Source organism: Paraburkholderia sp., assembly GCF_036488795.1.
GTDB lineage: Bacteria > Pseudomonadota > Gammaproteobacteria > Burkholderiales > Burkholderiaceae > Paraburkholderia.
The window spans coordinates 1-23,747 of sequence record NZ_DASXHA010000095.1 but is presented as its reverse complement, the minus strand read 5'-3'; the positions used below and the strand labels follow the sequence as shown (position 1 = coordinate 23,747).

Genomic DNA, 23,747 nt, shown 5'->3' with positions numbered 1-23,747 from the left:
CGCATCAATTAACGTGCCGGGCCGTAACGTTCACCTTCGGGCCGGTTGCTGGCGTAGCTCGTCAGGCTGTAGCGCTGGACCCGTCCATGCGCGTCCTGACGGGTCAGACGGAAGCCCGGCTCGGCGTCCGGCCGGTTGACGATGAACGACAGCCGCATCGTCTCGAAGCCGCGCACCGAATCGAATGCATTGACCTTGATGTAGTGCTGCGGCCGCGCATCGCGGCATGCCTTCACTTCCTGCAGCACACCGGCCGCATCGTGCAGATCGAACATCGGCAGGCCCCACATGTCCCAATACGTATTGCGCGGATGCGGGTCATCCGTAAACTCGACCGAGCATGCCCAGCCCTGGCGCAGCGCGTAGTCGATCTGCAAGCTGATCTCTGCGTCGCTCAGCTCCGGCAAGAAAGAAAATGTTCCCTGTGTAATGCGCATGACGAACCTCGTGAAAGAGTGTCGCGGTTTGGACGGGCGCGACGCAGACCCCAGGCGCTTCCCGCGCAGTGCGCGAGCGGCACCGCTGCTGCACCTGCGAGGAAGAGCGGTAACTGCGACTGGCTAGGCGGCCGTCGGCGTCGCGGCGAAATCAGGTGTATCCGTGGACGCATAGTTGAACGTCACGTCGCGCCACGTATCGAGCGCCTGCTTGAGCGGGGTGCACCAACGTGCGGCGGCTTCGAGAATCTCGGGGCCTTCGTTGGCAATGTCGCGGCCTTCGTTGCGCGCCTTCACCATGGCTTCGAGCGCGACGCGGTTCGCCACCGCACCGGCCTGAATGCCCGCCGGGTGGCCGATCGTGCCGCCACCGAACTGCAGGATCGCGTCGTCGCCGAACAGGTCGAGCAATTGATGCATCTGCCCGGCGTGAATGCCGCCCGAAGCCACCGGCATCACCTTGCGCAAGCCGGCCCATGGCTGATCGAAGAAGAGACCGCGTGACAGATCGACCTCGTTGTGCGCTTCACGGCACACGTTGTAATAGCCCTGTACCGAAAGCGGATCACCTTCGAGCTTGCCGACTGCGGTGCCGGCATGCGCATGATCGACGCCCGCCATGCGCAGCCACTTCGCGATCACGCGAAACGAGATGCCGTGGTTGCGTTGCCGTGTATACGTGCCGTGTCCGGCCCGATGCAGATGCAGGATCATGTCGTTCTTGCGCGCCCAGCGGCCCATCGACTGAATCGCGGTCCAGCCGACCACCAGATCGATCATCACGATGCACGAACCGAGATCCCTCGCGAATTCGGCGCGCTCGTACATATCCTCCATCGTGCCGGCCGTCACATTCAGATAGTGGCCTTTGACCTCGCCCGTTTCAGCCTGGGCGCGGTTCACCGCTTCCATTGCAAACAGGAACCGGTCGCGCCAGTGCATGAAGGCTTGCGAGTTGATGTTCTCGTCGTCCTTCAGAAAGTCCAGGCCGCCTCGCAGGCCTTCGTACACGACCCGGCCATAGTTCTTGCCGGACAGGCCCAGCTTCGGTTTGACGGTGGCGCCGAGCAGCGGTCGTCCGTATTTGTCGAGCCGCTCGCGCTCGACGACGATACCGGTCGGCGGCCCCTGAAAGGTCTTCAGATACGCCACGGGGATGCGCATGTCTTCGAGACGCAACGCCTTGAGTGGCTTGAAGCCGAACACATTGCCGATGATCGACGCCGTGAGGTTCGCGACCGAGCCCTCTTCGAACAGATCGAGTTCATAGGCGATATAGGCGAAGTACTGCGGCTCGTCAGCGCGCGAAGCCGGCACCGGTTCTACCCGATAGGCCTTCGCGCGATACATGTCGCAAGCGGTCAGCCGGTCGGTCCAGACGACGGTCCACGTCGCCGTCGACGATTCGCCGGCCACCGCGGCGGCCGCCTCTTCGGGTTCGACACCGGGTTGCGGCGTGATGCGAAACAGCGCAATGATGTCCGTCTCTTTCGGCGTGTAATCCGGCTGCCAGTACCCCATCTCGCGGTACTTCATCACGCCTGCGGCATAGCGTTCGCGTGGATTGTGCGGATCGCGCGAATGAGGCTGGCCGCTCGCACTGCCCTGGCTACGCGTTGGCTCGATCACCGGTTGACTGAAATCGTTCATGACGTATCCTCGATTGTGGCAAGCGCGTTGCCGGAAGAACGAAGCGCTTGTGATGCACTGTAAGCAAGGACACGATCATTGGGAATTCACGATTTTATTTGGCAGACTTAACGGATCCCTTATCGATCTCACATCGCAATGTGCGTTTTCATTTGATGCCCGAAGCGTTGCTTACGGATACGTTGCACCATGCAAGCGAAGCGCGTGACAGCAGCGCGGCAATCTTCATACGGTGATGGCACACTTTGCTGCAATATCGGCACACTGCGCGGACGCTTGCCGGTATGCCTGCCCGCGTGGCGCCACGCGGAGCAATTCGGCGGTCGCTGCAAAGCTCGCGAAGCGGCGCCACGACGTTCGTCCGGCATGAACTTTGCGTGACACGCTTTGCCAATGAAGTCCGGCATCATGCCGGGCCGACGGCGCAACGCAGTATCCAGTGACGGAGGAAAGATCTATGCAATGGACGACACCGAGCTACACCGATATGCGTTTTGGTTTTGAAATCACGATGTATATCGCAACGCGTTAAGCCCGCGCGGGCCGCGCATACGCTGCGGCCCTTCTGCGGATCGTGAGTAACCTGTAACCCGTAGCACGGCCGGCTGTTCGGCGCTGCCAGGACACGCGTTCCCATCCATGATCCACGAAACGATCGTCACCACGGCAGCGTGCGATGGCCGCCCTCATATCGCGCCGATGGGCGCCCGCTTCGAGGGCGATTTCGTCGTCCTCTCGCCGTTCCGGCCGTCCGTGACGCTCGACAATATCGTCGCGTCGGGTGCGGCCGTGCTGAACTTCACCACCGACGTGCGGATCTTCGCCGGCTGCGTGACGCACTGCGCGACCGAGTGGCCCACCGTGGCCGCGACGCGCGTGGCAAGCGTGCGGCTCGCCGAATCGCTCGCGCACGCCGAACTCGAACTGGATGAATTGCGCGACGACAAGGAGCGCCCCGTGCTGCGCATGAAGTGCGTACACCGCGAAACCCATGCGCCGTTCGCGGGTTTCAACCGCGCGCAGGCCGCGGTCGTAGAAGGCGCCATTCTTGTCAGCCGGCTCTTCATGCTGCCGCCCGACAAGGTCGATCGTGAGATGGCGTATCTGCAGATCGCCATCGACAAGACCGCGGGCGAGGCCGAACGCACCGCCTGGGGCTGGCTCACCTCGGCCATCGCGCGGCACCGCGCGAGTCTCGAATCAACCGGCGGCGCCGCTGCCGGGCACGTATCCCACCAGGCTCACTAGTCTTTTCGGAGAAACTCGATGACCGCATTGCTCGCAAGCGTCCGCTCGGACGACGAGGCGTTCGCTGCTGCCCAGGCCGGCGCCGAACTGATCGACCTGAAGGAGCCGAACGAGGGTGCGCTGGGCGGCCTGTCGGTTCCCGAGATCAGAGCGATCGCCCGCCATCTGCGTGCACACTATCCGGTCAAGCCGATCAGCGCGACGATCGGTGACGTGCCGGCCGACGAGCTCGACGAAATCGCCATGCGTGTCATCGAAGTCAGCGATGCGGGCATCGACTACGTCAAGGTCGGCGTCGCGCCAGGACCCGCCGCGCGTCGTTGCCTCGACGAGCTTGCCACGCTGCCGGCCGCCGTCGTGCCGGTGCTGCTGTGCGACGGCGGCGTGGACGACACACTGGTCGCGCATGCGGCCTCGCTCGGCTTCGTGGGTGTGATGTTCGACACCGCTGGCAAGGACGGCAGCACGCTGTTCGACCACGTGGATGCGCATACGCTTGCGCGCTGGTTGAGCATGACGCGTGAACGTGGCGCGATGAGCGGCATCGCCGGCTCGCTCGGCTGGGCCCAACTCGCGCAGATCCGCACGCTCGCGCCGGACGTCGCGGGCTTTCGCACCGCATTGTGTGTCGACGGGCGGCGCTCCAGCCTCGATCCGCAACGGGTTGCGCAATGGGCCGACGCGCTGCATCGACCGATTGGCGAGATCGTGCGCAGCAGCAGCGCGGCAAGCGACGCGGGACTCTCCGGCTCTGTCTCTGTACGCGTGTAGACCTCAACGAAGCTTGCGCCGCTTGCCCAAAACAACCGCTCTCAAGCGGCGCAACGCTAGGTGACAGGCATGTTCAGCAAACGATCGCGCATCAACGCTACGTTGTCCTTGTTGAACAGCTCCACCACGTAATTGGCCTCGCTCACATAGTCGACAAAACGGCGGTCCACCACGCCGTTTGCAGCCAGCGTTTCGAGCCGCATGTCCTCGGCAATCGGGCATGACTTCACTACGATCAACCGCTCCGCGTTGAGCATGGTCGACAGCCATGCGGCGAGGCTGTCCGAGGTCGTATCCCAATTGCTCATGGCGTCCGGCGTGTCGCGCATCAATGCGGTCGGCACCCAGACCGCCACGTGGCCGTCGCGCAACGCGCGGCGAATCTTCGCCTCGCTCGAGGCGAGCACGAGTTCAGGCAACACGCCCTGCATCATGATCGCGTATTGCGTCATCGCGAGCAGACACATGTTGTGTGCCGCGAGATCGTCAAAATGCCATTCGCTCTGATATTGCCGCACCTTGTCGGCGAAATCGCCGCCGCCCGGCACGATGACGATGCGCCCGCCGCCTACTTCGCATAGCTGGGTGAGCCAGTCGCGCAGCGTCGGCTCGTGACTCAGGCTGCCCCCGATCTTGACCACCCACATGACCGTTGTCCTCGCGTCCGATTAACTGCGTTTGCCCGTTGCGTCGTGTTGCGATCCGCCACCGCCAGCAGCGCGACCGCGACACTCGGCGCGCACGTAGCGGCCCAATCCGCACAGTGCTCCGGCACACCCGCAAGCGCACCGAAGTCGATATAGCTGCGCGCTTCCTCGCGCGCGAGAGCCGCCGTGACAAAGCGCCCGCATCCCGCGCCCACCAGCGGCGCGGCCGCGAGTGCCGGCTGTGCCGCCATCACGCGGGCGAGATTGATGCCGATTTCGCGCCGCTGCAGATCGCGCCAGCGTAAAGCGAACTGCCGCCATGCGGCGTCGCTCGCCTCGTACGCGTCGCGGCCAATCATCCGCGCCACGCGGACCCGGCTTGCCGCTTCGGTCTTCGGTCCGTTGTCGGCGCTCGGATGCAGATCGTAGTGCGCTTGCAATTCGCCGCTCAGCCGATAGATATCCGCTGAGGTCGCGAACCATTCGTTCATCACGTTGACCATTTCGCCGGCGAATTCGATGCGATGTGCGATTCCGCAGAGCGGCGTGCGCACGATGCCTTGATAGACGAGCTCGCCCGTCGCGAGGCGCCCGGCGTCGGTGGTTGCGCGGGCAACCACCTGGCCGTGTGCGATCGGAATGATGTCCGTCGTGGTGCTGCCGATGTCGACCAGCACCGCGTCCGGCACGCGGCTCGCCACCCAGCGCGCGGTCGCGAGCCAGTTGGCCGACGCCACCGCGCGCCAGCCGTCCGCGCAGTCTTTCGCGAGGAGCCAGTCATCACCCGCATAGAAGCGCAGGTCCGGGCCGAGCCGCTGCGCCAGCGCACCGGCGATCGACCGCACACCTTGTGCGCGGTCCGCGAACAGGTCGACCATTTCGCCCGTCATGGTCACCGCGTGCCGCACAGCGGACGCTCGCGCCGCCGGCCAGCGTTCGAAGACGAGACCGATGACGCGCTCCAGATGATCCAGTCCTTGCCACAACGGACAAGCCCACTGCGCGACATCGAGCACCTTGCCGTCGCTATCGGCCATGCACACCTTCACATGGGCGCCGCCGACGTCCCAGCCGAACGCCGCTGCGTGAGCGGTGCTCACGTCAGTCAGATGAGTCGCGCTCATGGGCGCGCTCCGCACGCCTGCGATCCACAGGCACGGGCAGCGGTCCTGGGGCGCGCCACGCGCACGCCGTGCGCCGCCAGCAAAGCATGGGTGAGCGTGCCTGCCGACGTCGCGACAAGGCCCGCATACGCCATGGTGATACGCGGGTTCACTTCGATCACGACCGGTCCGCGCTGCGGATGCCACACCACGTCGATGCCGACGAAGCCGCGCAAACCCGGCAGCGCGCGCGCCACGCGCTGCGCGAGCGCGCCGAGCAGGCGTCCCTGTTCGCCGCGACGATCGATCTGATCGACCGTCACGCCGTCGAACTCGACGATCTGCGCTTGCCGGCCCGCTCCCTCGCGTCCACGCAGGCCGATCTGCTGCCGGTTGATGCTGATGAGCTCCGCGTGGTCAGGCTCGCAGATCAGCGAGAGGCTGAGCGGCTCGCCCTCCACCCACGCTTGCAGCACCGGATTGCGGACGGCAGCGGCACGCGCATCGTATTCCGCGCAGGCGTCGGCGAAGCGGTCGAACACGAAGGTATCGAGACCGCCTGCGCCATCGTCCGGTTTCACGACCCAGCGAGCGGCCGGGTCAGCGTGCTCCTCTGCCTCCTGTGCGCGGCCGGGTTCGAGCGCGGGCGTGGTCGCGATGCCGTGGGCAGTCAGCAGTGCTGCGCTTGCGCTCTTGCTGGACGTCATCCGTATGGCTTCTTTCGCGCAGCCGAGCCAGCGCGCCGTGCCGACCGCGTCGTGCAGATGCAGCAGCAGACCATCGCATTCCGGCGCGATGATCCACGCGTAATCGTGCTCGCGCGCCACGCGAGCCACAAACGCCGTCATCGATTCGCCCGGCGCGGCTCTACAATGCGCGAGCGCCGGGTCGACTTTTTCGAAGCGCGAGCTCGCGAACGTCACCTCTACCCCGTCGATTTCACGCAACTCCGCGACGAGCGCATCGCGCATCACGCGGCCTTCGACAATCAGCGCGCTAAGATCGGCGAGACTGCTTGAGCCGGCGAGTACCGGATCGATGCCCCCGCCGGTGAGATACTCATAGACAAAGATCTTGGTCAAGGAACGCGCCCCTATGCAGGTGATACCGGTTCTCGATCTGCTCAACGGCCATGTCGTGCGCGCGGTGCGCGGCGAGCGGACAGCCTATCGGCCCATCCGGTCGCCGCTCGCCGCCACCAGCGAGCCGCTCCCCGTCGCCCGTGCGCTGCTGGCAGCAAGCGGCGCACACACGCTGTACATCGCGGACCTCGGCGCGATCCTGAACCACGACGCTCATGCCGAAACGCTCGCCATGCTGCGCGCCGCCCTCCCCGGCACGCAGATCTGGCTCGATGCGGGCTATACCGACTACGCATCGATGCGCACGCTGTTCGACCGTATCGACGACATCGTCACCCGCAACGGCCACCCCATCGACCACACTGCTCACCCCTCCGCCAGCCCCGAACTCGCCACGCTCGTTCCCGTGTTCGGCACTGAAACCTTGCGCGAGCCTCATGCGCTGCGCGAAGCCGGATACGCCGGCCTTGCGCCCATCCTGTCGCTCGATCATCGCGCCGGCCAGATGCTCGTCGCACCGTCGCTCGCCCATCTCGCGCAGTCGTCATCGTGGTGGCCGCAGCGGGTGATCGCGATGACGCTCGATCAGGTCGGCAGCTACGACGGACCCGACCTCGCGACCTTCGAACGCATTCGCGCCAACGCCCCTGCGCATACCACCGTGATCGGCGCGGGCGGCATCCGCCATCCCGACGACCTGCGCTGCGCGAGCCGTACTGGCGCAAGCGCGTGGCTGATCGCCTCGGCGCTGCATGACGGCTTGCTCGGCGCCCCGCTTTGCGCATCCACATAGGTGTGCCATACAAATTCCATGCCACTCGCCAACTCACCCGCATCAGCGCTCACATGTAAACGAAAGGCAAGGCGACGCTCCAGCGCGGGCGCAGCGAGTGACACTCTGTTGCAGAACGACACACAACCTGTGCGGCGCGACAAGGCCCCGAGAGCCCGCGGCGCTTGTACCCACCCGCGTTAATGGGCTGGCGTTTTCTCCGTCAGGCGCTTTTAAGTGCGCGACCGTACAGGACCGACTTCCTTCGTTTGTGTAGACGTTTGCGCAGGCGCTGCGGCAGCGCGAGATCAATCGGCATGGAGTTTGCTAAAAACGCCCCATGCACCTCTCGCCTATCGATCCGTCGAACACGAACCCATCGGGCGCGGCCTATGTGCCTGCGCTATCGAGTACGCATAACTGGACGTGTCCGTTCTGTCCGCTGCTGTGCGACGACCTTAGCGTCGCTTTATATGACGACGGCACGCTCAGTGCCGCGAACACCGATTGCCCGCGGCTCGCGCAAGCGCTCACACGCTTTGGCGCGGCCGATGCGCAGTGCCGCAACCTGATTGATGGACAGGACGCCGACTTCGACAGCGCCCTCGAGCGAGCCGCGCAGATTCTGTCGCAGGCCCGTCGACCGCTGTTCGCCGGACTGGCCACCGACGTCGCCGGTGCGCGCGCGCTATACACGCTCGCCGCAAGCTGTGGTGCGATTCTCGATCATCTGCACGGCGACGCGTTGAGCGCGGCGACGCTTGCGCTACAGGACCGCGGCTCGTTCTTCACGACGCTTTCCGAAGTGCGAAGCCGCGCCGATCTGGTGGTGGTGTTCGGCTGCCAGCCGTCGCAGCACTTTCCGCGCTTCTACGCACGGCTTCTGGACGGCATCGACACGCCGCGCGAATGGATCTTCGTGGGTTGCGACGTGCCGGACCCGGGATTGAGCGGCTTTCAGCAGACGCGGGGCGAGACGATCCTGAGCGGCTGCGATCCGTACGACACGCTGGCGCTCTGGTCGGCGCTCAGCGAAGGACGCAAGCCGGACACGCTGAACGACGGCGGTTCAGGGGCCGCCGCGGCGCTCGCCGCGCTGCAGGCACGCATCGCCGCCGCACGCTACGCCGTGATCGTCTACGAACCTGCCGCGCTGCCCGGTCCGCATGCTGCGTTGTTAGTCGAAGCCTTGAACCGGATCGTCAAGACGGTCAACCGTACCTCCCGCGCCGGGTGTCTTGCGCTCGGCGGCGGCGATGGCGCGTTGACGGTCAATCAAACCGTGACGTGGCTGTCCGGCTGGCCGCTGCGCACGCGCGTGTCGACCCCGGCGCGTCTGGCCGGCACGGCGGCGCTCGAACACGATCCGTACCGTTATCGCACCGGCCGGCTGCTCGCAAACGGTGAGGTCGACGCGTTGCTATGGGTGGCGAGCTTTGCGCCGCACGCGTGGCCGCACGCGCTGGCTCATGACGTCCCTACCGTCGTGCTCGGCCATCCCGCGCTCGCCGAGGCCGCCAGGGCGCGCGGTGCGCCCACCGTCTTCCTGCCGGTCGCGACGCCCGGGATCGACAGCGGCGGCCATCTGTTTCGCGTCGACACCTCAGTGGTGCTGCCGCTCGCCGCCGCGCGCGGCGCCGCGTTGCCCACGGTCGAGACCCTCGCCGTACAACTGGCCGCCCGGGTGCAGCCATGAGCGTGATCCGGCTCAAAGGCGGCACGCTTTACGACCCCGCCAACGGCGTCAACGGCGAGCGCCGCGACCTCGCCTTCCGCGACGGCCGGATCGTCGACCTTGCGGCCCATACGCCGGTCGATCGCGAATACGACGCCACCGGCATGATCGTGATGGCGGGTGGCATCGACCTGCATTCGCACATCGGCGGTGGCAAGACCAACCTGTCGCGCCTGCTGCTGCCCGAAGATCATCGCGACGACCCGGTGCGCGATGCCGCCTACGAAACGGTGCAGGACCACGCCGGACGCTATCTGCGCCTGCCCTCGTGCGGAGTCTGCGCGCCAGGCACGCTGGCAACGGGTTATCGCTACGCCGAAATGGGCTACACGGCCGCGTTCGAGCCGGCGATGATGCCCTCCAATGCGCGTCACACCCACCTTGAAATGGGCGACACGCCGATCATCGATCACGGCGCCTACGTGATGCTCGGCAATGACGAACTGTTCCTGCAAATGCTCGCCGCACGCGACGATTTCGAGCGCTTGCGCGACTACGTGGGCTGGACGATTCATGCCAGCAAGGCGCTCGGCGTAAAGGTGGTCAATCCCGGCGGCATCTCCGCCTTCAAGTTCAACCAGCGCTCGCTCAATGTCGACGAGCCGCACGTCCACTACGGCATCACGCCACGCGCCGTGTTGCACACGCTGTCGCGCGCGCTGACCGAACTGCGCGTGCCGCATCCGCTGCACGTCCATGCGAGCAATCTCGGCGTGCCGGGCAATCTCGACTCGACGATCGCAACCATGGACGCCGCCGACGGCCTGCCGATTCATCTGACGCATATCCAGTTTCATAGCTATGGCGTCGAGGGGCCGCAAAAGTTTTCGTCGGGCGCGCGTCAGATTGCCGATGCGGTGAACGCCCGGCCCAATGTGTCGATCGACGTGGGCCAGATCATCTTCGGACAGACCGTCACGGCTTCGGGTGACACGATGATGCAGTTCCGGAACACGCCGCTCGCGAGGCCGCACAAATGGGTGCTGGGCGATATCGAGTGCGACGCGGGTTGCGGCGTGGTGCCGTTTCGCTACCGCGAGCAAAGCTATGTGAACGCGTTGCAATGGATCATCGGCCTTGAAATATTCCTGCTGGTCGACGACCCGTGGCGCGTTTCGATGACCACGGATCATCCGAACGGCGGTCCGTTTACGAGCTATCCGCATCTGATCCGTCTGCTCATGGACAAGTCGTTTCGCGACGAGCAACTCGCACGGCTCAATCCCGACGCGCAAGTGGCCAGCGCGCTGCCTGAACTGAAGCGCGAGTTTTCGCTCTACGAGATCGCCATCATCACGCGCGCCGGGCCTGCCCGTCTGTTGGGATTGCGCGATCGCGGCCACCTGGGCGTGGGGGCCGCGGCGGACATTGCGGTGTATCGCGACGAGAAGGATCGCGAGCGGATGTTCACCTCGCCCGCGTATGTGTTCAAGGACGGCGAACTGGTGGCGCGCGACGGCACGCTGGTCGCCACGCCCACGGGAGGGATTCATTTCGTCACGCCGGATTTCGACCGTGGCATCGAAAAGACGCTGCGCGCCTACAGCCACGCCAATCTGGCGAGCAACTTCGCGCATGCCGCGATCAGCGACGACGAGGTGTGCAGTTGCTGCCGCGGTGGCCGCCTGTTGCCGGTCGAATGTCTGGCGAACGCCTGATGGCGCGCCCGCAGCCTTGCCCAACCTGCCTGATTGGCCCAATGAACCGCAGACGATGAGCGACCCCGCGACCCTGCAGATCAACGGCACGACGATTGACGCCACCTTCGCGGAAGCCTTTCCGATGAAGGCGACCCGGCTCGTCATCACCGCGCACACCCCGCTTTGGGCCATGCATGCGGCCACTTCGCTGACGGGCTTTGCGACATCGGTGATCGGCTGCGGCTGCGAGGCCGGGGTCGAGCGCCTGCTGACATCCGATGAAACACCCGATGGCCGCCCGGGCGTGACGGTATTGCTGTTTGCGGTGTCGTCGAAGGAATTGGCAAAACAGATCGAACGGCGCGTCGGGCAATCCGTGCTGACCTGCCCGACCACGGCGGTGTTCGCCGGCATCGATCCCGCGACGAGCCGCGCACCGCTTTCCGATCGCGCATCGCTCGGCAGCGGCCTGCGTTTTTTCGGCGACGGCTGGCAGATTTCGAAGATGCTCGGCAGTACCCGTTACTGGCGTGTGCCGGTGATGGACGGCGAATTTGTCTGTGAAGACACGGCGCCCACGGTCAAGGCGGTGGGCGGCGGCAATCTGTTGCTGCTGGCGCGTGACATCGACGCCGCGCTCGCCGCCGCCGAAGCCGCGGTCGCCGCGATGCGCCGGCTGCCGAACGTGATCATGCCGTTTCCGGGCGGCGTGGTCCGCTCGGGATCGAAGGTCGGCTCGAAGTACAAGGGCGCGAGCGCTTCAACCAATGACGCGTTTTGCCCCACCCTGATGGGACTTTCGCCGCGCAGCGAACTGAGCGCGGAAGTCGGCTGTGTGCTGGAGATCGTGATTGACGGCCTGACCGATGCAGACGTCGGCGCGGCCATGCAGGCGGGTATCGCGGCGGCCACCCGGATGGGCCGCGCGGCCGGCATGCTGCGGATTTCGGCGGGCAATTACGGCGGCAAGCTCGGGCCGTATCACTTCCATCTGCATGCGCTTGCGGCAGCGCTCGACGGGAGCCGCCCATGAGCACGACGACCACCTTGCGCGTGAACACGCCACCCGGGTTTCGCGTCGATGCGGCCGCGCTGCAGCCTGCTGCGTTGGCGGACTTGAGTGTGGCCGAGATCGAGCGCATCGTGCTGCCGGCCGGCAACCAGCGGTGCGTGGTGGGCGATCTGTTCGACGTGCTGCGCAGCGACGCTGCGGTGGGCTCGGAGCCGGCGGTGGATGCGTCTCGGAGCGGCGCGGCACTCCTGATCGAAGGTGCAGGGCCGTGGCTCGACCGCGTGGGCGCGCAGCTTGGCGAGGGCCACCTCGTCGTGCACGGTTCAACCGGCGACTACACCGGCCTGCGGATGACGGGCGGCGTGCTGCGGATCGAAGGCAACGCGGGACATTTCACCGCCTGCGAAATGCGCGGCGGCCGCCTCACGGTGAACGGCGACAGCGGCGATTTCGCCGCGGGCGCGCTGACCGGCGACATGGAAGGCATGACGGGCGGCACGCTGACCATCCACGGCAATGCGGGCGCGCGCCTCGCTGACCGGATGCGTCGCGGTCTCGTGCTGGTTGGGGGCGACGCAGGCGATTTTGCCGCGGCACGGCTCGTCGCCGGCACGGTTGGCATCGCCGGCCAGCTGGGCTCGCATTATGCGTACGGTATGAGGCGCGGCACGCTGTTGCTCGCGCGGCAGCCGGCATCCGTGCCGCCGACCTTCACAGCGGGCGGCCACGGCTTCGACGTTTTCTGGGCGCTTCTCGCGCGCAGTCTCGCGGATGAAATTGCGCCCTTTTCGCAGTGGCGCGCGGCACGGCTGCCGGCGCGCCTTACGGGCGACCTGGCCGTCGACGGACGCGGCGAAATCCTGATCGTGGGCTAAGCTGAGATCAGGCGGCAGCACTCATAACAAAGGAGACAGGCATGACGATGGCACATTCTCCCGCAACGCCAGCGTCTGACGCCGGCGAGCCGCGCTATGCCGGCTCGCTGATCGCGCTGCACTGGTTGATTGCGGTGGGCATCATTGGCTTGCTCGCACTCGGTCTGTATATGGTTGGGCTGCCAAAGGGGCTACCTGTCAAAGCGACGCTGCTCAGTCTGCACAAATCGCTTGGGATCACGGTTTTCCTGCTGGTGCTTCTTCGCATCCTGGCGCGTGCGGCCTTCCACCGGCCGCCCTTGCCGCCGATGCGTCCGTGGCAACGCGCCGCCGCGCGCACTACGCAGGTTCTTTTATATGTAGGGATGGTCGCGATGCCGCTGTTCGGCTACCTCGGCTCGTCGTTCAACCGGTACGGAACGCGTTTCTGGGGGATTCTGCTGCCCAGCTGGGGCTGGGACGACGCGGGATTGCGCGCGCTTTTCTTCGGGCTGCATAAGGCTGTCGGGTATACGTTGATCGTGCTGATTGCGCTGCACGTAGCGGGCGCGCTCAAGCATCAATGGATCGACCGCGACAATCTGCTCGCAAGGATGCTGCCATGACGCTGCAATCCGCTCGCGAGGGGCAACCCGCCTGGACGCGCGACGAATTCGAGGCGCAGTTGCGTGCGAGGGGCGCCGCGTATCACATCCACCATCCGTTCAACGTGAAAATGAATAGCGGCGGCTGTTCGCCCGCACAGATTCGTGGCTGGGTCGCGAACCGCTTCTACTATCAGATCAACATTCCGCTGAAGGATGCCGCGGTGCTGTCCAACTGTCCCGACCGCGAGACGCGCCGCCGCTGGGTGCTGCGCATTCTCGATCACGACGGTTACGGCAACGAGGCAGGTGGCATCGAAACGTGGGCCCGTCTTGGCGACGCGGTGGGTCTGTCGCGCGACGATCTGTGGTCGTTGAAGCATGTGACGCCGGGCGTGCGCTTCGCCGTCGACGCCTACGTGAACTTCGCGCGGCGTGCGCCGTGGCAGGAGGCGGTGTGCTCTTCGCTCACCGAAATGTTCGCGCCACAGGTGCATCGCGACCGGCTCGCCAACTGGCCGGAATGCTACCCGTGGATCGAGCCCGCCGGACTCGGCTATTTCCGCTCGCGCATCACGCTCGCGCAGCGTGATGTGCAGCATGGGCTCGAAGTCACGCTGAATTACTTCACGCAGCGCGATCAGCAGGAACGCGCGCTCGAGATCCTGCAGTTCAAGCTCGACATTCTGTGGACCATGCTCGATTCGATCGAAAAGGCTTTCCCGCAATGACCGATCTTTCACACCCCGTTGCCGGCGCACAGCCCGCCAAGCCCGCAGCTGGCGTGGCGCCGCCGCTGTGGCTGCTTGCCGAGCTGACGTATCGTTGCCCGCTGCATTGTGCGTTCTGCTACAACCCGGTGGACTACACCGATCACAGCCGCGAACTGAGTACCGCGCAATGGATCGACGTGCTGCGCGAAGCGCGCGCGCTGGGCGCGGCGCAACTGGGCTTTTCCGGCGGCGAACCTTTGGTGCGCGACGACCTTGAAGTGCTCGTCGGCGAAGCGCGCAAGCTCGGCTTTTATACGAACCTGATCACCTCCGGCATTGGCTTGACCGATCAGCGACTCGGCGATCTCAAAGCGGCGGGTCTCGATCACATTCAACTGTCGTTCCAGGATTCGACGCAGCAACTCAACGACTTCCTGAGCAGCACGCGTACCTTCGACCTGAAACAGCGGGTTGCCGCGTCGATCAAGCGGCATGGTTTCCCGATGGTGCTCAACTGCGTGCTGCATCGCTACAACCTGCCGCACGTCGACAAGATCATCGATATGGCGCTCGCGATGGGCGCCGAATATCTGGAACTCGCCAACACGCAGTATTACGGCTGGGCGCACGCGAACGAGGCGCAACTGATGCCGACGCGCGAGCAGCTGGATGAAGCCGAAGCAGTCGTCGACCGTTATCGGCGCACGCATGGCGAGCGCTGCAAGATCTTCTTCGTCGTGCCGGATTACTTCGAACGTCGGCCGAAGCGGTGTATGAACGGCTGGGGCGCGGTGTTTCTCGGCGTCGCTCCGGACGGTGCGGCGCTGCCGTGTCACGCGGCGCGGAGCCTGCCCGGCCTCGTGCTGCCGAACGTAAAAGACATGACGTTGCGCGAGATCTGGTACGAGAGCGACGCATTCAACCGTTTCCGGGGTTTCGAATGGATGAAGGAGCCGTGCCGCGGTTGCGATGAAAAAGAGCGCGACCTGGGTGGCTGCCGCTGTCAGGCGTATCTGCTCACCGGCGATCCCGCCAATGCCGATCCCGTTTGCGACAAGTCGCCGATGCATGAAAAAGTGGTGACGCTGGTCCGTCACGCTGCCGTCGCGGCCGAGCCGCGCGAACAGCCGATCCTGTTTCGTAACGACGCCAACTCGCGCAAGCTTGCGTCCGTCTCGCACGAGCCGAACGGACGCAGCCGCACAGGAGCCTGACCATGATTGCCGGTGACATTTCCGTCCTGCTCGTCGACGACCATGCGGTGGTGCGCGAAGGCTACCGGCGTCTGCTCGAGCTCAACGCCGATGTGCACGTGTGCGGCGAAGCGGCCGATGCGGCGCAAGCCTATCAGCGTTTCTGCGCGCTTGGCCCGGATGTGGTCGTGATGGACGTAGCGCTGCCGGGCGCGAGCGGCATCGAAGCCATGCGGCGCATGCTCGCCCGGGTGCCGGACGCGCGCGTGCTGATCTTCAGCGTGCATGAGGAAGCGATTTTCGTGCGGCGCGCGCTCGACGCCGGCGCGCTCGGTTATGTCACCAAGGCCAGCGCACCGGATGTGCTGGTGCAAGCCGTGCGCACGGTCGCGCGGCGTGAGAGCTACCTCAGCCCCGATATTTCGCAGACGCTCGCGCTGCGCAATGTCATCAGCGAAGGGCCGCCCGGGCGGCAGTTGTCGCCGCGCGAATTCGAAGTGCTGCGTCTGCTCGTGCAAGGCTATACGCTGCCGAGCATCGCAGAACGGCTGGGGCTGAGCCAGAAGACGGTGGCCAATCATCAATCGGTGATCCGGCAAAAATTCGGTGCCGACAATGGCGTGCAGCTGGCGCAGATGGCGAGCCGGCTCGGGCTTCAGTTCACCGGCTCGGCAAGCCCGGCCTGACTGGCCGCATTGGCAGGCGCATTGGCCGGAATGCGAGCGCAGAACAGAAAGCCGTTGCCAGGTTCGCTCGCCATGTGGAATTCGCCGCCAAGCGCCTCGACGCGCTCGCGCATGCCGATCAGGCCGAGTCCGCTGCGGGGTCTGGAAAGATCGAAGCCGGGGCCGTCGTCCGCCATCGTGACGACGATCTCGTCGATCGGCTGCCTGCTCCCAACCGGCTGTTCAGGCTGTCCGGGCGGTGCTTCGCGCGGCGCCCGCACCATGAACACTTCCACGCGCGCGCTGCGGGCGAACTTCGAGACGTTGGTCAGCCCTTCCTGCACCAGCCGGTACAGCGTGATGGTCAAGGCGTCGCTGAGTCCGGCAAAGTCTCCTTCCACGGTCAGCGAGAAGGACGCTTCCGGCAAACGCTCACGCCAGCCGTCGACGCAGTGTTCGAGCGCGCTCGGCAAGCCGAACTCATCCAGACCGATGGGCCGCAGACGCCGGATCATGCCGCCGATCTGCCGGTAGACATGATTCGCGCTCTGGATCAGCCCGAGCGTCACCCGATGGACCTCCGGCTCGCGACCGCTCGCCAGATCACGGATACGCGCGGCGTCGAGCGCAATGGCGTTCAGATACTGGCCGAGTTCGTCGTGCAGTTCGCGCGCGAGATACCGGCGTTCGTGTTCCTGCGCCTGCAGCGCCTGATTCGCGAGACGCCGGTTGTCGGCGAGCAGCTGTTCGGCCTGCTCTTCCAGCGCGCGGCGCCGGCTCAGTTCGCGCTGGGTCTCGCGATAACGGCGCCATGCGAACCACGCGAGCCCGGTGGCGAGCACGCAGAGGGTCTCCGGCAACTCGTCGAGCTGAAAGCGTTCGAAGCCGCGCGTCCAGCGATAAGCCAGCTCGTTGACATTGAAGAGCGCGCCGAGCACGGCCGCCAGTACGGTCAACCCGAGCACCCAGGCAAGATCGCGCCACACCGTCGAATGCGGCGGCGGGCGTTGAAGCGAAGATGGGGTCGAAGGATCGCTGGACATCACGTTTGCATTCTACTCAGCCCGATCGTGCGTGGCAGGTTCAACGCGGCGCAACGTACTGCATGGCGCCGGCTGGCGGCGCCCGAAGCGATCACTGCGATTCGATCGAACCGTCGCTGCGCGGATACGTGACGATCCCCCAGGCAAGCGGCAATTCGCCGATCTGCTTGACCGGCTGGTAGGTCTGTGCGTCCAGCACGTAGACCGCATCCGAGCGCCCGCACGCCACCATCAGTTTCGCGCCATCGGGCGTGAAGCTGAAATGCCAGCAGCGCTGCCCGACCGGGACGTCGGCGACGTGCTCGTAGCTGTGGGCGTCGAACACCTGGACGGTCTTGTCGCGCGCCGCGGCGATGAACAGACGCCGGCCTTGCGGACCGAATGCGACGCCATAGGGACCCAGCTTCGTATCGACGGTTTTCGTCACCTGGAACGTGTGGGCGTCGATGACGACAAACTTGCTCAGCGATTCGAGCGTCACGATATAGTCCTTGCCGTCCGGCGACAGACGAATACCGCGCGGCCGCCCGCCCGCTGCAAGCTTCACGGTTCTGACCGGCGCGCCGGTCCCGGTACGGTAGATGGATACCGTATCGTCGCCTTCGTTGGTGACGAGCATGGACTTGCCGTCACGCGAAAATTCGATGCCTTCGGTTTCGTGTCCGCTCGTCACCGAATGGACCACACGCCAGCTTTTCATGTCGACGATGGCGATTTCCGCGGGCGGCTTGTTGGCGTCATCGTCGTCGCCGCCGGGTTTGCCGCCGGCCTGATTGTCCGGCTTGCCGCCCGCCTCGCCACTCGCGGGTTTGCCTGCCGGCGGGCCGCCATCCTCACCGGGCTCGTATGTGACGTACGCATAGCCGTTGTGCACGCGCACATATTCAGGGTTCTTGCCGATCTTCACGCGTTGCACGACTTCGCCCGAGGCCGTATCGATGACAGCCAGATCATTCGTGTTCTTGTTGGCGACGAGGAGGCGCGTGCCGTCCGCATTCAGACTCAGGCCACGCGGGCCGTCCGCGCCGACCGGAAAGGTCTTCGCGAGCGTCATCTGATTCAGATCGATTACGCCCACGCCCGCTTTCTCGCTCGTCACATAGGCAGTCGGCGTCGCAGCCTGCGCGGCCGACGCGGCCAACACAACCACTGCGGCCAACGCGAGCGAATGAATGGATGTTGTCAGGGAACTGCATGTCTCCGGCATATTTGAACTCCGTTCTGCGTGATGTCATTGCCGTGCCGCGGAAGCTCGCGTCATCCAGTCAAAGTAGCCTATTGGGCGATTGTTTGACAACCGCCTTCAGGCGGGAGAATTTCCCGAATTGACGAAATCTGCGGGTGAGCTTTCAAAAGCACTGTAAAGGATGGCTTATCGGAGTCCAAATAATCACTGAATTCAAATGGGTGCGCGGCTCGGTTATCGTGGCTACCTGTAAGCGGCGCAACGGCGCACCGGCGCACCGGCATGGCTGCCAGGGCAAGCGCCGTGCATCCCCCGGCGGGCCGTGCCTTGCCGTTTCGTGACGAGGTGCAGGCGTCCCGCTTGTGCATCGGGTCATTACCCCAAGCAAAGGATCGCATCATGCAAGCGCTCATCTTCGACGTGGACGGCACGCTCGCCGATACCGAAACCGCGCATCTGCAGGCCTTCAATGCCGCCTTCGCGGAAGTGGGACTCGGCTGGTACTGGGACGAGGCGCTTTACACGCGTCTGCTCAAGGTGACGGGCGGCAAGGAACGTCTGATGCACTACTGGCACGTGGCCGACCTCGAAGAAGCCGACGGAACGAAGGTGAAGGAAATCATCGATGCGGTGCACGCCATCAAAACGCGACATTATGCAGAACGGGTACGCGACGGCGGCTTGCCACTACGGCCCGGCATTGCGCGTCTGATTGATGAAGCGAATGCTGCGGGTATCCGGGTGGCGATTGCAACGACGACGACGTCGGCCAACCTCGACGCGCTGCTGCAGACACCGTTCGGCACGAGCTGGCGCAATCGCTTCGCGGCGATCTGCGACGCCAGTACGACCCGCGTGAAGAAGCCCGCACCCGACGTCTATTTCGACGTATTGCGTCGGCTCGGTCTGCAAGGCACGCAATGCATCGCTTTCGAAGACTCTGAAAACGGCCTGAGCGCCGCGCGCGCGGCGGGCGTGCCCACGGTGGTGACGCCTACGGCGTACACGTTGCGCGACTGCTTCGATGGTGCGCTTACCGTGCTGCCTCACCTGGGTGAGCCGCATGCGCCGGTTTCATACGCCGGTGTCGACGAGCCGCCCGGCTGGGTCGATCTGGCGGCGCTACGCCGCTGGCATTGGCAAGCTGTGTCCGAGGTCGTCTGAGATGCGGGTGAACTACGCATGGAGTGCGCTGCGCTGTCAATCACGTTGCTGTTCGGCATTTGATAAGGATGCCGGATCAACTGACACCTTGATGTTGCGTTCGAGCAGATCGCTAGATGCAGCCTTCGGGATGGTTGCGTGTCACTTGCGTGCCGGTGTGTCATGGTGAGGGACAGCCACGCTCACGCGGTTCTCATCGATCTGGACGGCACCATGATCGATACCGCGCCGGATATCGTCGATGCGGCTAACCGCATGCTCGGCGAGTTCAGGTTAACCCCGCTGCCGTTTGCGACGGTGAGCGGCTTCATCGGCAAAGGCGTGCCCAATCTGGTTCGACGGGTACTGCAGACAGCGAGGATGGAAGAACGCGTCGACGACGCCGCGCATGCGCTCGCCGTGTTCAATCGGCACTATGCAGAAACCAACGGCCGGCTGGGCCACGTGTTCCCGGGTGTCGTCGCCGGTCTGGATGCATTGCAACGATGCGGGTACCGGCTCGCTTGCGTGACCAATAAGCCGCAGGCCTTGGCTGCGCCGCTGCTGTTGATGAGCGGACTCAGCGGTTATCTGGATGTGCTGGTGGCCGGCGACTCCATTGCGGAGATGAAGCCGGAACCTGAACCACTGTGGCATGCATGCCGGCTGCTCGGCGCAAAGCCCGAACAAAGCGTGCTGGCAGGTGATTCCCCGGTCGACGTGGCAGCGGCGCATGCTGCCGGTATGCCGGTGTTTATTGTGCGTTACGGATATGCGGGCCCGGGCGGATCTGAGGCACTGGCATGCGATGCATTGATCGATTCGCTGGAAGCGCTGCCCGCCCTGCTTGCTGAGCGCGGCTGCGTTCCGGCGGAAAGGGCCGCGTCATTGTCGCCGCGACGGCCTGAACAAGGTTAGCTGCCGTGCCTCTGTGCACTTGGAAAGCAGGCTAAATCCGTATGGCTCCCAGCGCAGCCTGATTGAACATACCAGGCATTGCGACGCAAATTGAGTGCAATAAAAAACCCGCAGAGCGATTTAGCTGTGCGGGTTTTCTGGAATGCCGTGAACGTCTTCAAACTACTCGAGACGTTGCTCGCGAAACGGAATGGTGGGTGCTGAGAGGCTCGAACTCCCGACCTACGCCTTGTAAGGGCGCCGCTCTACCAACTGAGCTAAGCACCCGCCTCGCGATTCTGCGTGCTGCCCGTTCGCGCCGCGTTTCTCAGTTGCCCAACTCCCAACCTTTCGAACCGCGCCACTCTCAAGCAGCGAGCCCATTAGTTTAGCGCATCTTTTAGCGCTTTGCCAGGCCTAAATTTCGGCACCTTGGCTGCCTTGATTTTGATCGCCGCACCGGTGCGCGGGTTACGACCCGTGCGCGCCGTGCGTTTGCCAACCGCGAACGTTCCGAAGCCAACCAGCGTGACTGAACCACCCTTCTTCAACGTGCCTTTGACTCCACCGATCACGGCATCCAGCGCACGTCCTGCCGCCGCCTTCGAAATGTCGGCTTCTTGTGCGATGTGATCGATCAATTCCGTCTTGTTCATTCCAGCCCCCGAGAATGTTATTGGGCAATCGTAATGGCGCTTTTTTGATTGAGAGCGCCGGGTACCAACGCGGCACGGCACGAACACCGAGCCCGCCAATTAGAATTGGACGAAACCCTTGTGTCAAGCGGGGTTGAGCCGGATAAATCGAGGCGTGAGGCCCTTTTTGATGACGAAATCTTGCGGCTGATAGATGCGCGCACAACCATCGATCATCCGCAAACGTTGACGTCCAAAAGTTGGGACAATTACCGACGGGTGACACACAAATGTGCCTCTTGCAGACAAAAAAAGCCCGCGGACAATGCCGCGGGCTTTCGATGCACAAACTACGTGACGAGCTGGCTTACTGCTTCAGCATTAATGCTTCACCACATCCGTTGCCGCGTCCTTGCCTGGCTCAGCCGCAACCGGCGTGGCCGGCTTCGGCTCTTCCTCGGGCAATGCTGCCGGCACACGTTCGAGCGCGAGTTCGAGCACCTTGTCGATCCAGCGGACCGGCACGATTTCAATCGCGTTCTTCACATTGTCCGGAATCTCCGTCAAATCCTTGACGTTTTCTTCCGGGATCAGCACCAGCTTGATGCCGCCGCGATGCGCTGCGAGCAGCTTTTCCTTCAGGCCGCCGATAGGCAGAACTTCGCCACGCAGCGTGATTTCGCCTGTCATTGCCACGTCGGCGCGCACCGGAATACCGGTCAGCACGGACACCAGCGCGGTCGTCATGGCGATACCCGCCGAAGGACCATCCTTCGGGGTCGCGCCTTCCGGCACGTGGATGTGAATGTCCTGCTTCTCGAACGCTTCGTCCTTGACGCCCAGACGACGCGAACGCGAGCGGACTACCGAGCGCGCCGCTTCAACCGATTCCTTCATGACGTCGCCGAGCGAACCCGTGCGGATCACGTTGCCCTTACCCGGCATCACCGCAGCTTCGATGGTCAGCAGATCGCCGCCCACTTCCGTCCACGCGAGACCCGTGACCTGGCCCACCTGATTTTCCTTCGCGGCCAGACCGAAGTCGAACTTGCGCACGCCGAGGAAAGTGTCGAGGTTGCTGCCGTCGACCTTCACCGCGCCTTCTGCCTTCTTCAGCAGAAGCATCTTCACGACCTTGCGGCAGATCTTCGAGATTTCACGCTCGAGCGAACGAACACCCGCTTCACGCGTGTAGTAACGAATGATGTCGCGGATCGCGGTTTCCGTCACATCGACCTCGCCATCCTTGAGGCCGTTGTTCTTCTTCTGCTTCGGCAACAGATAACGTTGCGCGATGCTGACCTTCTCGTCTTCCGTGTAACCCGACAGACGAATCACTTCCATCCGGTCGAGCAACGGCGGCGGAATGTTCAGCGAGTTCGACGTCGCCACGAACATCACGTCCGACAGGTCGAAGTCGACTTCGACGTAGTGGTCAGCGAAGGTATGGTTCTGTTCCGGATCAAGCACTTCCAGCAGAGCCGACGACGGGTCGCCGCGGAAATCCTGGCCCATCTTGTCGACTTCGTCGAGCAGGAAGAGCGGATTGCGCACGCCCACCTTCGTGAGGCTTTGCAGGATCTTGCCCGGCATGGAGCCGATATACGTGCGGCGATGGCCGCGAATCTCGGCCTCGTCGCGCACGCCACCGAGCGCCATACGCACGAACTTGCGATTCGTTGCGCGTGCAATCGATTGGCCCAGCGACGTCTTACCGACACCCGGAGGCCCAACGAGGCACAGGATCGGCGCCTTCACCTTGTCCACGCGTTGCTGGACCGCGAGATATTCGAGAATGCGTTCTTTAACTTTCTCGAGACCGAAGTGGTCTTCGTCGAGCACGCGTTCCGCATTCGAGAGGTCGTTGTTGACCTTGCTCTTCTTGCGCCACGGCAAGCCGATCAGCGTGTCGATGTAATTACGCACGACGGTCGCTTCAGCCGACATCGGCGACATCAACTTGAGCTTCTTCAGCTCGGCGTCGGCCTTCTTCTTGGCTTCCTTCGGCATGCGCGCGGCCGTGATGCGCTTCTCGAGTTCTTCGAGATCCGCACCTTCTTCGCCCTCGCCCAGTTCCTTCTGGATCGCCTTGACCTGTTCGTTCAGGTAGTACTCGCGCTGGCTCTTCTCCATCTGGCGTTTCACACGCCCACGGATGCGCTTTTCGACCTGCAGGATGTCGATCTCCGCTTCGAGCTGCGCGAGCAGATGCTCGAGACGCTCGATAACCGGGAACATCTCGAGAATGTGTTGCTTCTGGTCGAGCTTCAACGGCAGATGTGCCGCGATCGTATCGGCCAGACGGCCAGCTTCGTCGATGCCCGAAAGCGAAGTCAGAATCTCCGGCGGGATCTTCTTGTTCAGCTTCACGTACTGGTCGAACTGCGACACGATCGCGCGGCGCAGCGCTTCGGTTTCAGCGCTGTCGGCGTGGTCGGGTTCGAGCGGCATGACTTCGCACGAGAACTGCGTTTCCTGTTCTTCAATGGAAAGCGTCTTCGCGCGCTGCAAGCCTTCGACGAGCACCTTCACGGTGCCGTCCGGCAGCTTCAGCATTTGCAGGATGTTGGCAATACACCCTACTTCGTACATGTCCTTTTCGGTCGGCTCATCTTTCGCAGCCGTTTTCTGGGCGACGAGCATGATGTGCTTGCCGCCTTCCATCGCTGCTTCGAGAGCCTTGATCGACTTCGGGCGGCCTACGAAGAGCGGAATC

23 protein-coding genes and 1 tRNA gene are annotated in these 23,747 nt (G+C 64.1%); 14 read left to right on the top strand and 10 right to left on the bottom strand.

The window, feature by feature from the left end:
* Positions 1 to 8 precede the first annotated feature (8 nt).
* On the bottom strand, positions 9 to 437 hold the full coding sequence (locus VGH41_RS12670; protein WP_331597790.1) for a ribulose bisphosphate carboxylase small subunit: 429 nt from the start codon (positions 435 to 437) through the stop codon (positions 9 to 11).
* 123 nt (positions 438 to 560) lie between these two features.
* The gene (locus VGH41_RS12665; RefSeq protein ID WP_331597789.1) at positions 561 to 2,087 is read right to left on the bottom strand and encodes a form I ribulose bisphosphate carboxylase large subunit; all 1,527 of its coding nucleotides are present in this window, start codon (positions 2,085 to 2,087) and stop codon (positions 561 to 563) included.
* Positions 2,088 to 2,544: 457 nt separating this feature from the next.
* Here VGH41_RS12665 and pqqA point away from each other — a divergent pair, with 457 nt between their 5' ends.
* The 3 genes from pqqA to VGH41_RS12650 all read left to right on the top strand — a co-directional run bounded on the left by pqqA (position 2,545) and on the right by VGH41_RS12650 (position 4,106).
* Positions 2,545 to 2,619 carry a pyrroloquinoline quinone precursor peptide PqqA gene (pqqA, locus tag VGH41_RS12660; protein ID WP_013342881.1) on the top strand — a complete coding sequence of 25 codons (75 nt, stop codon included), beginning with the start codon at positions 2,545 to 2,547 and terminating at the stop codon, positions 2,617 to 2,619.
* Between the two features lie 107 nt (positions 2,620 to 2,726).
* Positions 2,727 to 3,335: a DUF447 domain-containing protein gene (locus VGH41_RS12655; RefSeq protein WP_331597787.1), complete on the top strand. Its 609-nt coding sequence runs from the start codon at positions 2,727 to 2,729 to the stop codon at positions 3,333 to 3,335.
* Positions 3,336 to 3,353: 18 nt separating this feature from the next.
* Entirely contained in the window at positions 3,354 to 4,106 is a 753-nt protein-coding gene (locus VGH41_RS12650; RefSeq protein ID WP_331597786.1) for a (5-formylfuran-3-yl)methyl phosphate synthase, read from the top strand.
* Between the two features lie 56 nt (positions 4,107 to 4,162).
* On the opposite strand, the gene VGH41_RS12645 is transcribed toward VGH41_RS12650, so the two are convergent.
* From VGH41_RS12645 to VGH41_RS12635, 3 genes are read right to left on the bottom strand one after another with little or no spacing between them, the layout of a single operon-like run.
* Entirely contained in the window at positions 4,163 to 4,753 is a 591-nt protein-coding gene (locus VGH41_RS12645) for an aspartate kinase (RefSeq protein WP_331597785.1), read from the bottom strand.
* On the bottom strand, positions 4,723 to 5,877 hold the full coding sequence (locus VGH41_RS12640) for a hydantoinase/oxoprolinase family protein (protein WP_331597784.1): 1,155 nt from the start codon (positions 5,875 to 5,877) through the stop codon (positions 4,723 to 4,725). Before VGH41_RS12640 ends, VGH41_RS12645 begins: the two co-directional genes overlap by 31 nt.
* Positions 5,874 to 6,938 carry an ATP-grasp domain-containing protein gene (locus VGH41_RS12635; RefSeq protein ID WP_331597782.1) on the bottom strand — a complete coding sequence of 355 codons (1,065 nt, stop codon included), beginning with the start codon at positions 6,936 to 6,938 and terminating at the stop codon, positions 5,874 to 5,876. The genes VGH41_RS12640 and VGH41_RS12635 overlap by 4 nt, the downstream gene beginning before the upstream one ends.
* A 13-nt stretch (positions 6,939 to 6,951) precedes the next feature.
* Between VGH41_RS12635 and VGH41_RS12630 the strand changes: the two genes are divergently transcribed.
* The 9 genes from VGH41_RS12630 to VGH41_RS12590 all read left to right on the top strand — a co-directional run bounded on the left by VGH41_RS12630 (position 6,952) and on the right by VGH41_RS12590 (position 16,148).
* On the top strand, positions 6,952 to 7,731 hold the full coding sequence (locus VGH41_RS12630; protein WP_331597781.1) for a HisA/HisF-related TIM barrel protein: 780 nt from the start codon (positions 6,952 to 6,954) through the stop codon (positions 7,729 to 7,731).
* Positions 7,732 to 8,050: 319 nt separating this feature from the next.
* Entirely contained in the window at positions 8,051 to 9,406 is a 1,356-nt protein-coding gene (locus VGH41_RS12625) for a formylmethanofuran dehydrogenase (RefSeq protein WP_331597780.1), read from the top strand.
* Positions 9,403 to 11,103 (top strand): formylmethanofuran dehydrogenase subunit A, encoded by a 1,701-nt coding sequence (locus VGH41_RS12620; RefSeq protein ID WP_331597779.1) that lies wholly within the window; start codon positions 9,403 to 9,405, stop codon positions 11,101 to 11,103. Before VGH41_RS12625 ends, VGH41_RS12620 begins: the two co-directional genes overlap by 4 nt.
* A gap of 55 nt (positions 11,104 to 11,158) precedes the next feature.
* On the top strand, positions 11,159 to 12,118 hold the full coding sequence (fhcD, locus tag VGH41_RS12615) for a formylmethanofuran--tetrahydromethanopterin N-formyltransferase (RefSeq protein ID WP_331597777.1): 960 nt from the start codon (positions 11,159 to 11,161) through the stop codon (positions 12,116 to 12,118).
* A complete protein-coding gene (locus VGH41_RS12610) occupies positions 12,115 to 12,972 on the top strand; it encodes a formylmethanofuran dehydrogenase subunit C (protein ID WP_331597776.1) in 858 nt (285 codons plus the stop codon). Before fhcD ends, VGH41_RS12610 begins: the two co-directional genes overlap by 4 nt.
* Before the next feature lie 41 nt (positions 12,973 to 13,013).
* Entirely contained in the window at positions 13,014 to 13,577 is a 564-nt protein-coding gene (locus tag VGH41_RS12605) for a cytochrome b (RefSeq protein WP_331597775.1), read from the top strand.
* Positions 13,574 to 14,287, top strand: coding sequence for a pyrroloquinoline-quinone synthase PqqC (gene pqqC, locus VGH41_RS12600; protein ID WP_331597774.1), 714 nt, complete (start codon positions 13,574 to 13,576; stop codon positions 14,285 to 14,287). The genes VGH41_RS12605 and pqqC overlap by 4 nt, the downstream gene beginning before the upstream one ends.
* Positions 14,284 to 15,483, top strand: a complete 1,200-nt coding sequence (pqqE, locus tag VGH41_RS12595; protein WP_331597773.1) for a pyrroloquinoline quinone biosynthesis protein PqqE — start codon at positions 14,284 to 14,286, stop codon at positions 15,481 to 15,483. Before pqqC ends, pqqE begins: the two co-directional genes overlap by 4 nt.
* Positions 15,484 to 15,485: 2 nt before the next feature.
* Positions 15,486 to 16,148, top strand: a complete 663-nt coding sequence (locus tag VGH41_RS12590) for a response regulator transcription factor (protein ID WP_331597772.1) — start codon at positions 15,486 to 15,488, stop codon at positions 16,146 to 16,148.
* Here VGH41_RS12590 and VGH41_RS12585 read toward each other — a convergent pair.
* Both VGH41_RS12585 and VGH41_RS12580 read right to left on the bottom strand, forming a co-directional pair.
* Positions 16,118 to 17,170 carry a histidine kinase gene (locus tag VGH41_RS12585; protein WP_331597771.1) on the bottom strand — a complete coding sequence of 351 codons (1,053 nt, stop codon included), beginning with the start codon at positions 17,168 to 17,170 and terminating at the stop codon, positions 16,118 to 16,120. The two genes, VGH41_RS12590 and VGH41_RS12585, sit on opposite strands and share 31 nt — an antisense overlap.
* A 91-nt stretch (positions 17,171 to 17,261) precedes the next feature.
* The gene (locus VGH41_RS12580; protein WP_331597770.1) at positions 17,262 to 18,377 is read right to left on the bottom strand and encodes a beta-propeller fold lactonase family protein; all 1,116 of its coding nucleotides are present in this window, start codon (positions 18,375 to 18,377) and stop codon (positions 17,262 to 17,264) included.
* 378 nt (positions 18,378 to 18,755) lie between these two features.
* On the opposite strand from VGH41_RS12580, the gene VGH41_RS12575 reads away from it, so the two are divergent.
* Positions 18,756 to 19,520 (top strand): HAD family hydrolase, encoded by a 765-nt coding sequence (locus tag VGH41_RS12575; RefSeq protein WP_331597769.1) that lies wholly within the window; start codon positions 18,756 to 18,758, stop codon positions 19,518 to 19,520.
* Positions 19,521 to 19,682: 162 nt separating this feature from the next.
* On the top strand, positions 19,683 to 20,417 hold the full coding sequence (gene gph / locus VGH41_RS12570) for a phosphoglycolate phosphatase (RefSeq protein ID WP_331597768.1): 735 nt from the start codon (positions 19,683 to 19,685) through the stop codon (positions 20,415 to 20,417).
* 191 nt (positions 20,418 to 20,608) lie between these two features.
* Here gph and VGH41_RS12565 read toward each other — a convergent pair.
* From VGH41_RS12565 to lon, 3 genes are all read right to left on the bottom strand, one after another.
* Positions 20,609 to 20,684 (bottom strand) — tRNA-Val (locus VGH41_RS12565).
* Positions 20,685 to 20,779: 95 nt separating this feature from the next.
* Complete coding sequence (locus VGH41_RS12560) at positions 20,780 to 21,052, bottom strand: HU family DNA-binding protein (RefSeq protein WP_091794386.1); 273 nt, start codon at positions 21,050 to 21,052, stop codon at positions 20,780 to 20,782.
* 360 nt (positions 21,053 to 21,412) lie between these two features.
* Positions 21,413 to 23,746 (bottom strand): endopeptidase La, encoded by a 2,334-nt coding sequence (lon, locus tag VGH41_RS12555; RefSeq protein WP_331597767.1) that lies wholly within the window; start codon positions 23,744 to 23,746, stop codon positions 21,413 to 21,415.
* Position 23,747 lies beyond the last annotated feature (1 nt).

Excerpts from the sequence above, each read along its gene's own strand:
- pqqE (WP_331597773.1), top strand. The coding sequence starts at position 14,284 with ATGACCGATCTTTCACACCCCGTTGCCGGCGCACAGCCCGCCAAGCCC.
- pqqC (WP_331597774.1), top strand. The coding sequence starts at position 13,574 with ATGACGCTGCAATCCGCTCGCGAGGGGCAACCCGCCTGGACGCGCGAC.
- VGH41_RS12610 (WP_331597776.1), top strand. The coding sequence starts at position 12,115 with ATGAGCACGACGACCACCTTGCGCGTGAACACGCCACCCGGGTTTCGC.
- VGH41_RS12575 (WP_331597769.1), top strand. The coding sequence starts at position 18,756 with ATGCAAGCGCTCATCTTCGACGTGGACGGCACGCTCGCCGATACCGAA.
- VGH41_RS12665 (WP_331597789.1), bottom strand. The coding sequence starts at position 2,087 with ATGAACGATTTCAGTCAACCGGTGATCGAGCCAACGCGTAGCCAGGGC.
- VGH41_RS12645 (WP_331597785.1), bottom strand. The coding sequence starts at position 4,753 with ATGTGGGTGGTCAAGATCGGGGGCAGCCTGAGTCACGAGCCGACGCTG.
- VGH41_RS12560 (WP_091794386.1), bottom strand. The coding sequence starts at position 21,052 with ATGAACAAGACGGAATTGATCGATCACATCGCACAAGAAGCCGACATT.
- VGH41_RS12670 (WP_331597790.1), bottom strand. The coding sequence starts at position 437 with ATGCGCATTACACAGGGAACATTTTCTTTCTTGCCGGAGCTGAGCGAC.
- VGH41_RS12625 (WP_331597780.1), top strand. The coding sequence starts at position 8,051 with ATGCACCTCTCGCCTATCGATCCGTCGAACACGAACCCATCGGGCGCG.
- VGH41_RS12590 (WP_331597772.1), top strand. The coding sequence starts at position 15,486 with ATGATTGCCGGTGACATTTCCGTCCTGCTCGTCGACGACCATGCGGTG.
- fhcD (WP_331597777.1), top strand. The coding sequence starts at position 11,159 with ATGAGCGACCCCGCGACCCTGCAGATCAACGGCACGACGATTGACGCC.
- VGH41_RS12650 (WP_331597786.1), top strand. The coding sequence starts at position 3,354 with ATGACCGCATTGCTCGCAAGCGTCCGCTCGGACGACGAGGCGTTCGCT.
- VGH41_RS12585 (WP_331597771.1), bottom strand. The coding sequence starts at position 17,170 with ATGTCCAGCGATCCTTCGACCCCATCTTCGCTTCAACGCCCGCCGCCG.
- VGH41_RS12580 (WP_331597770.1), bottom strand. The coding sequence starts at position 18,377 with ATGCCGGAGACATGCAGTTCCCTGACAACATCCATTCATTCGCTCGCG.
- VGH41_RS12640 (WP_331597784.1), bottom strand. The coding sequence starts at position 5,877 with ATGAGCGCGACTCATCTGACTGACGTGAGCACCGCTCACGCAGCGGCG.
- gph (WP_331597768.1), top strand. The coding sequence starts at position 19,683 with ATGGTGAGGGACAGCCACGCTCACGCGGTTCTCATCGATCTGGACGGC.
- VGH41_RS12630 (WP_331597781.1), top strand. The coding sequence starts at position 6,952 with ATGCAGGTGATACCGGTTCTCGATCTGCTCAACGGCCATGTCGTGCGC.
- VGH41_RS12655 (WP_331597787.1), top strand. The coding sequence starts at position 2,727 with ATGATCCACGAAACGATCGTCACCACGGCAGCGTGCGATGGCCGCCCT.
- VGH41_RS12605 (WP_331597775.1), top strand. The coding sequence starts at position 13,014 with ATGACGATGGCACATTCTCCCGCAACGCCAGCGTCTGACGCCGGCGAG.
- VGH41_RS12620 (WP_331597779.1), top strand. The coding sequence starts at position 9,403 with ATGAGCGTGATCCGGCTCAAAGGCGGCACGCTTTACGACCCCGCCAAC.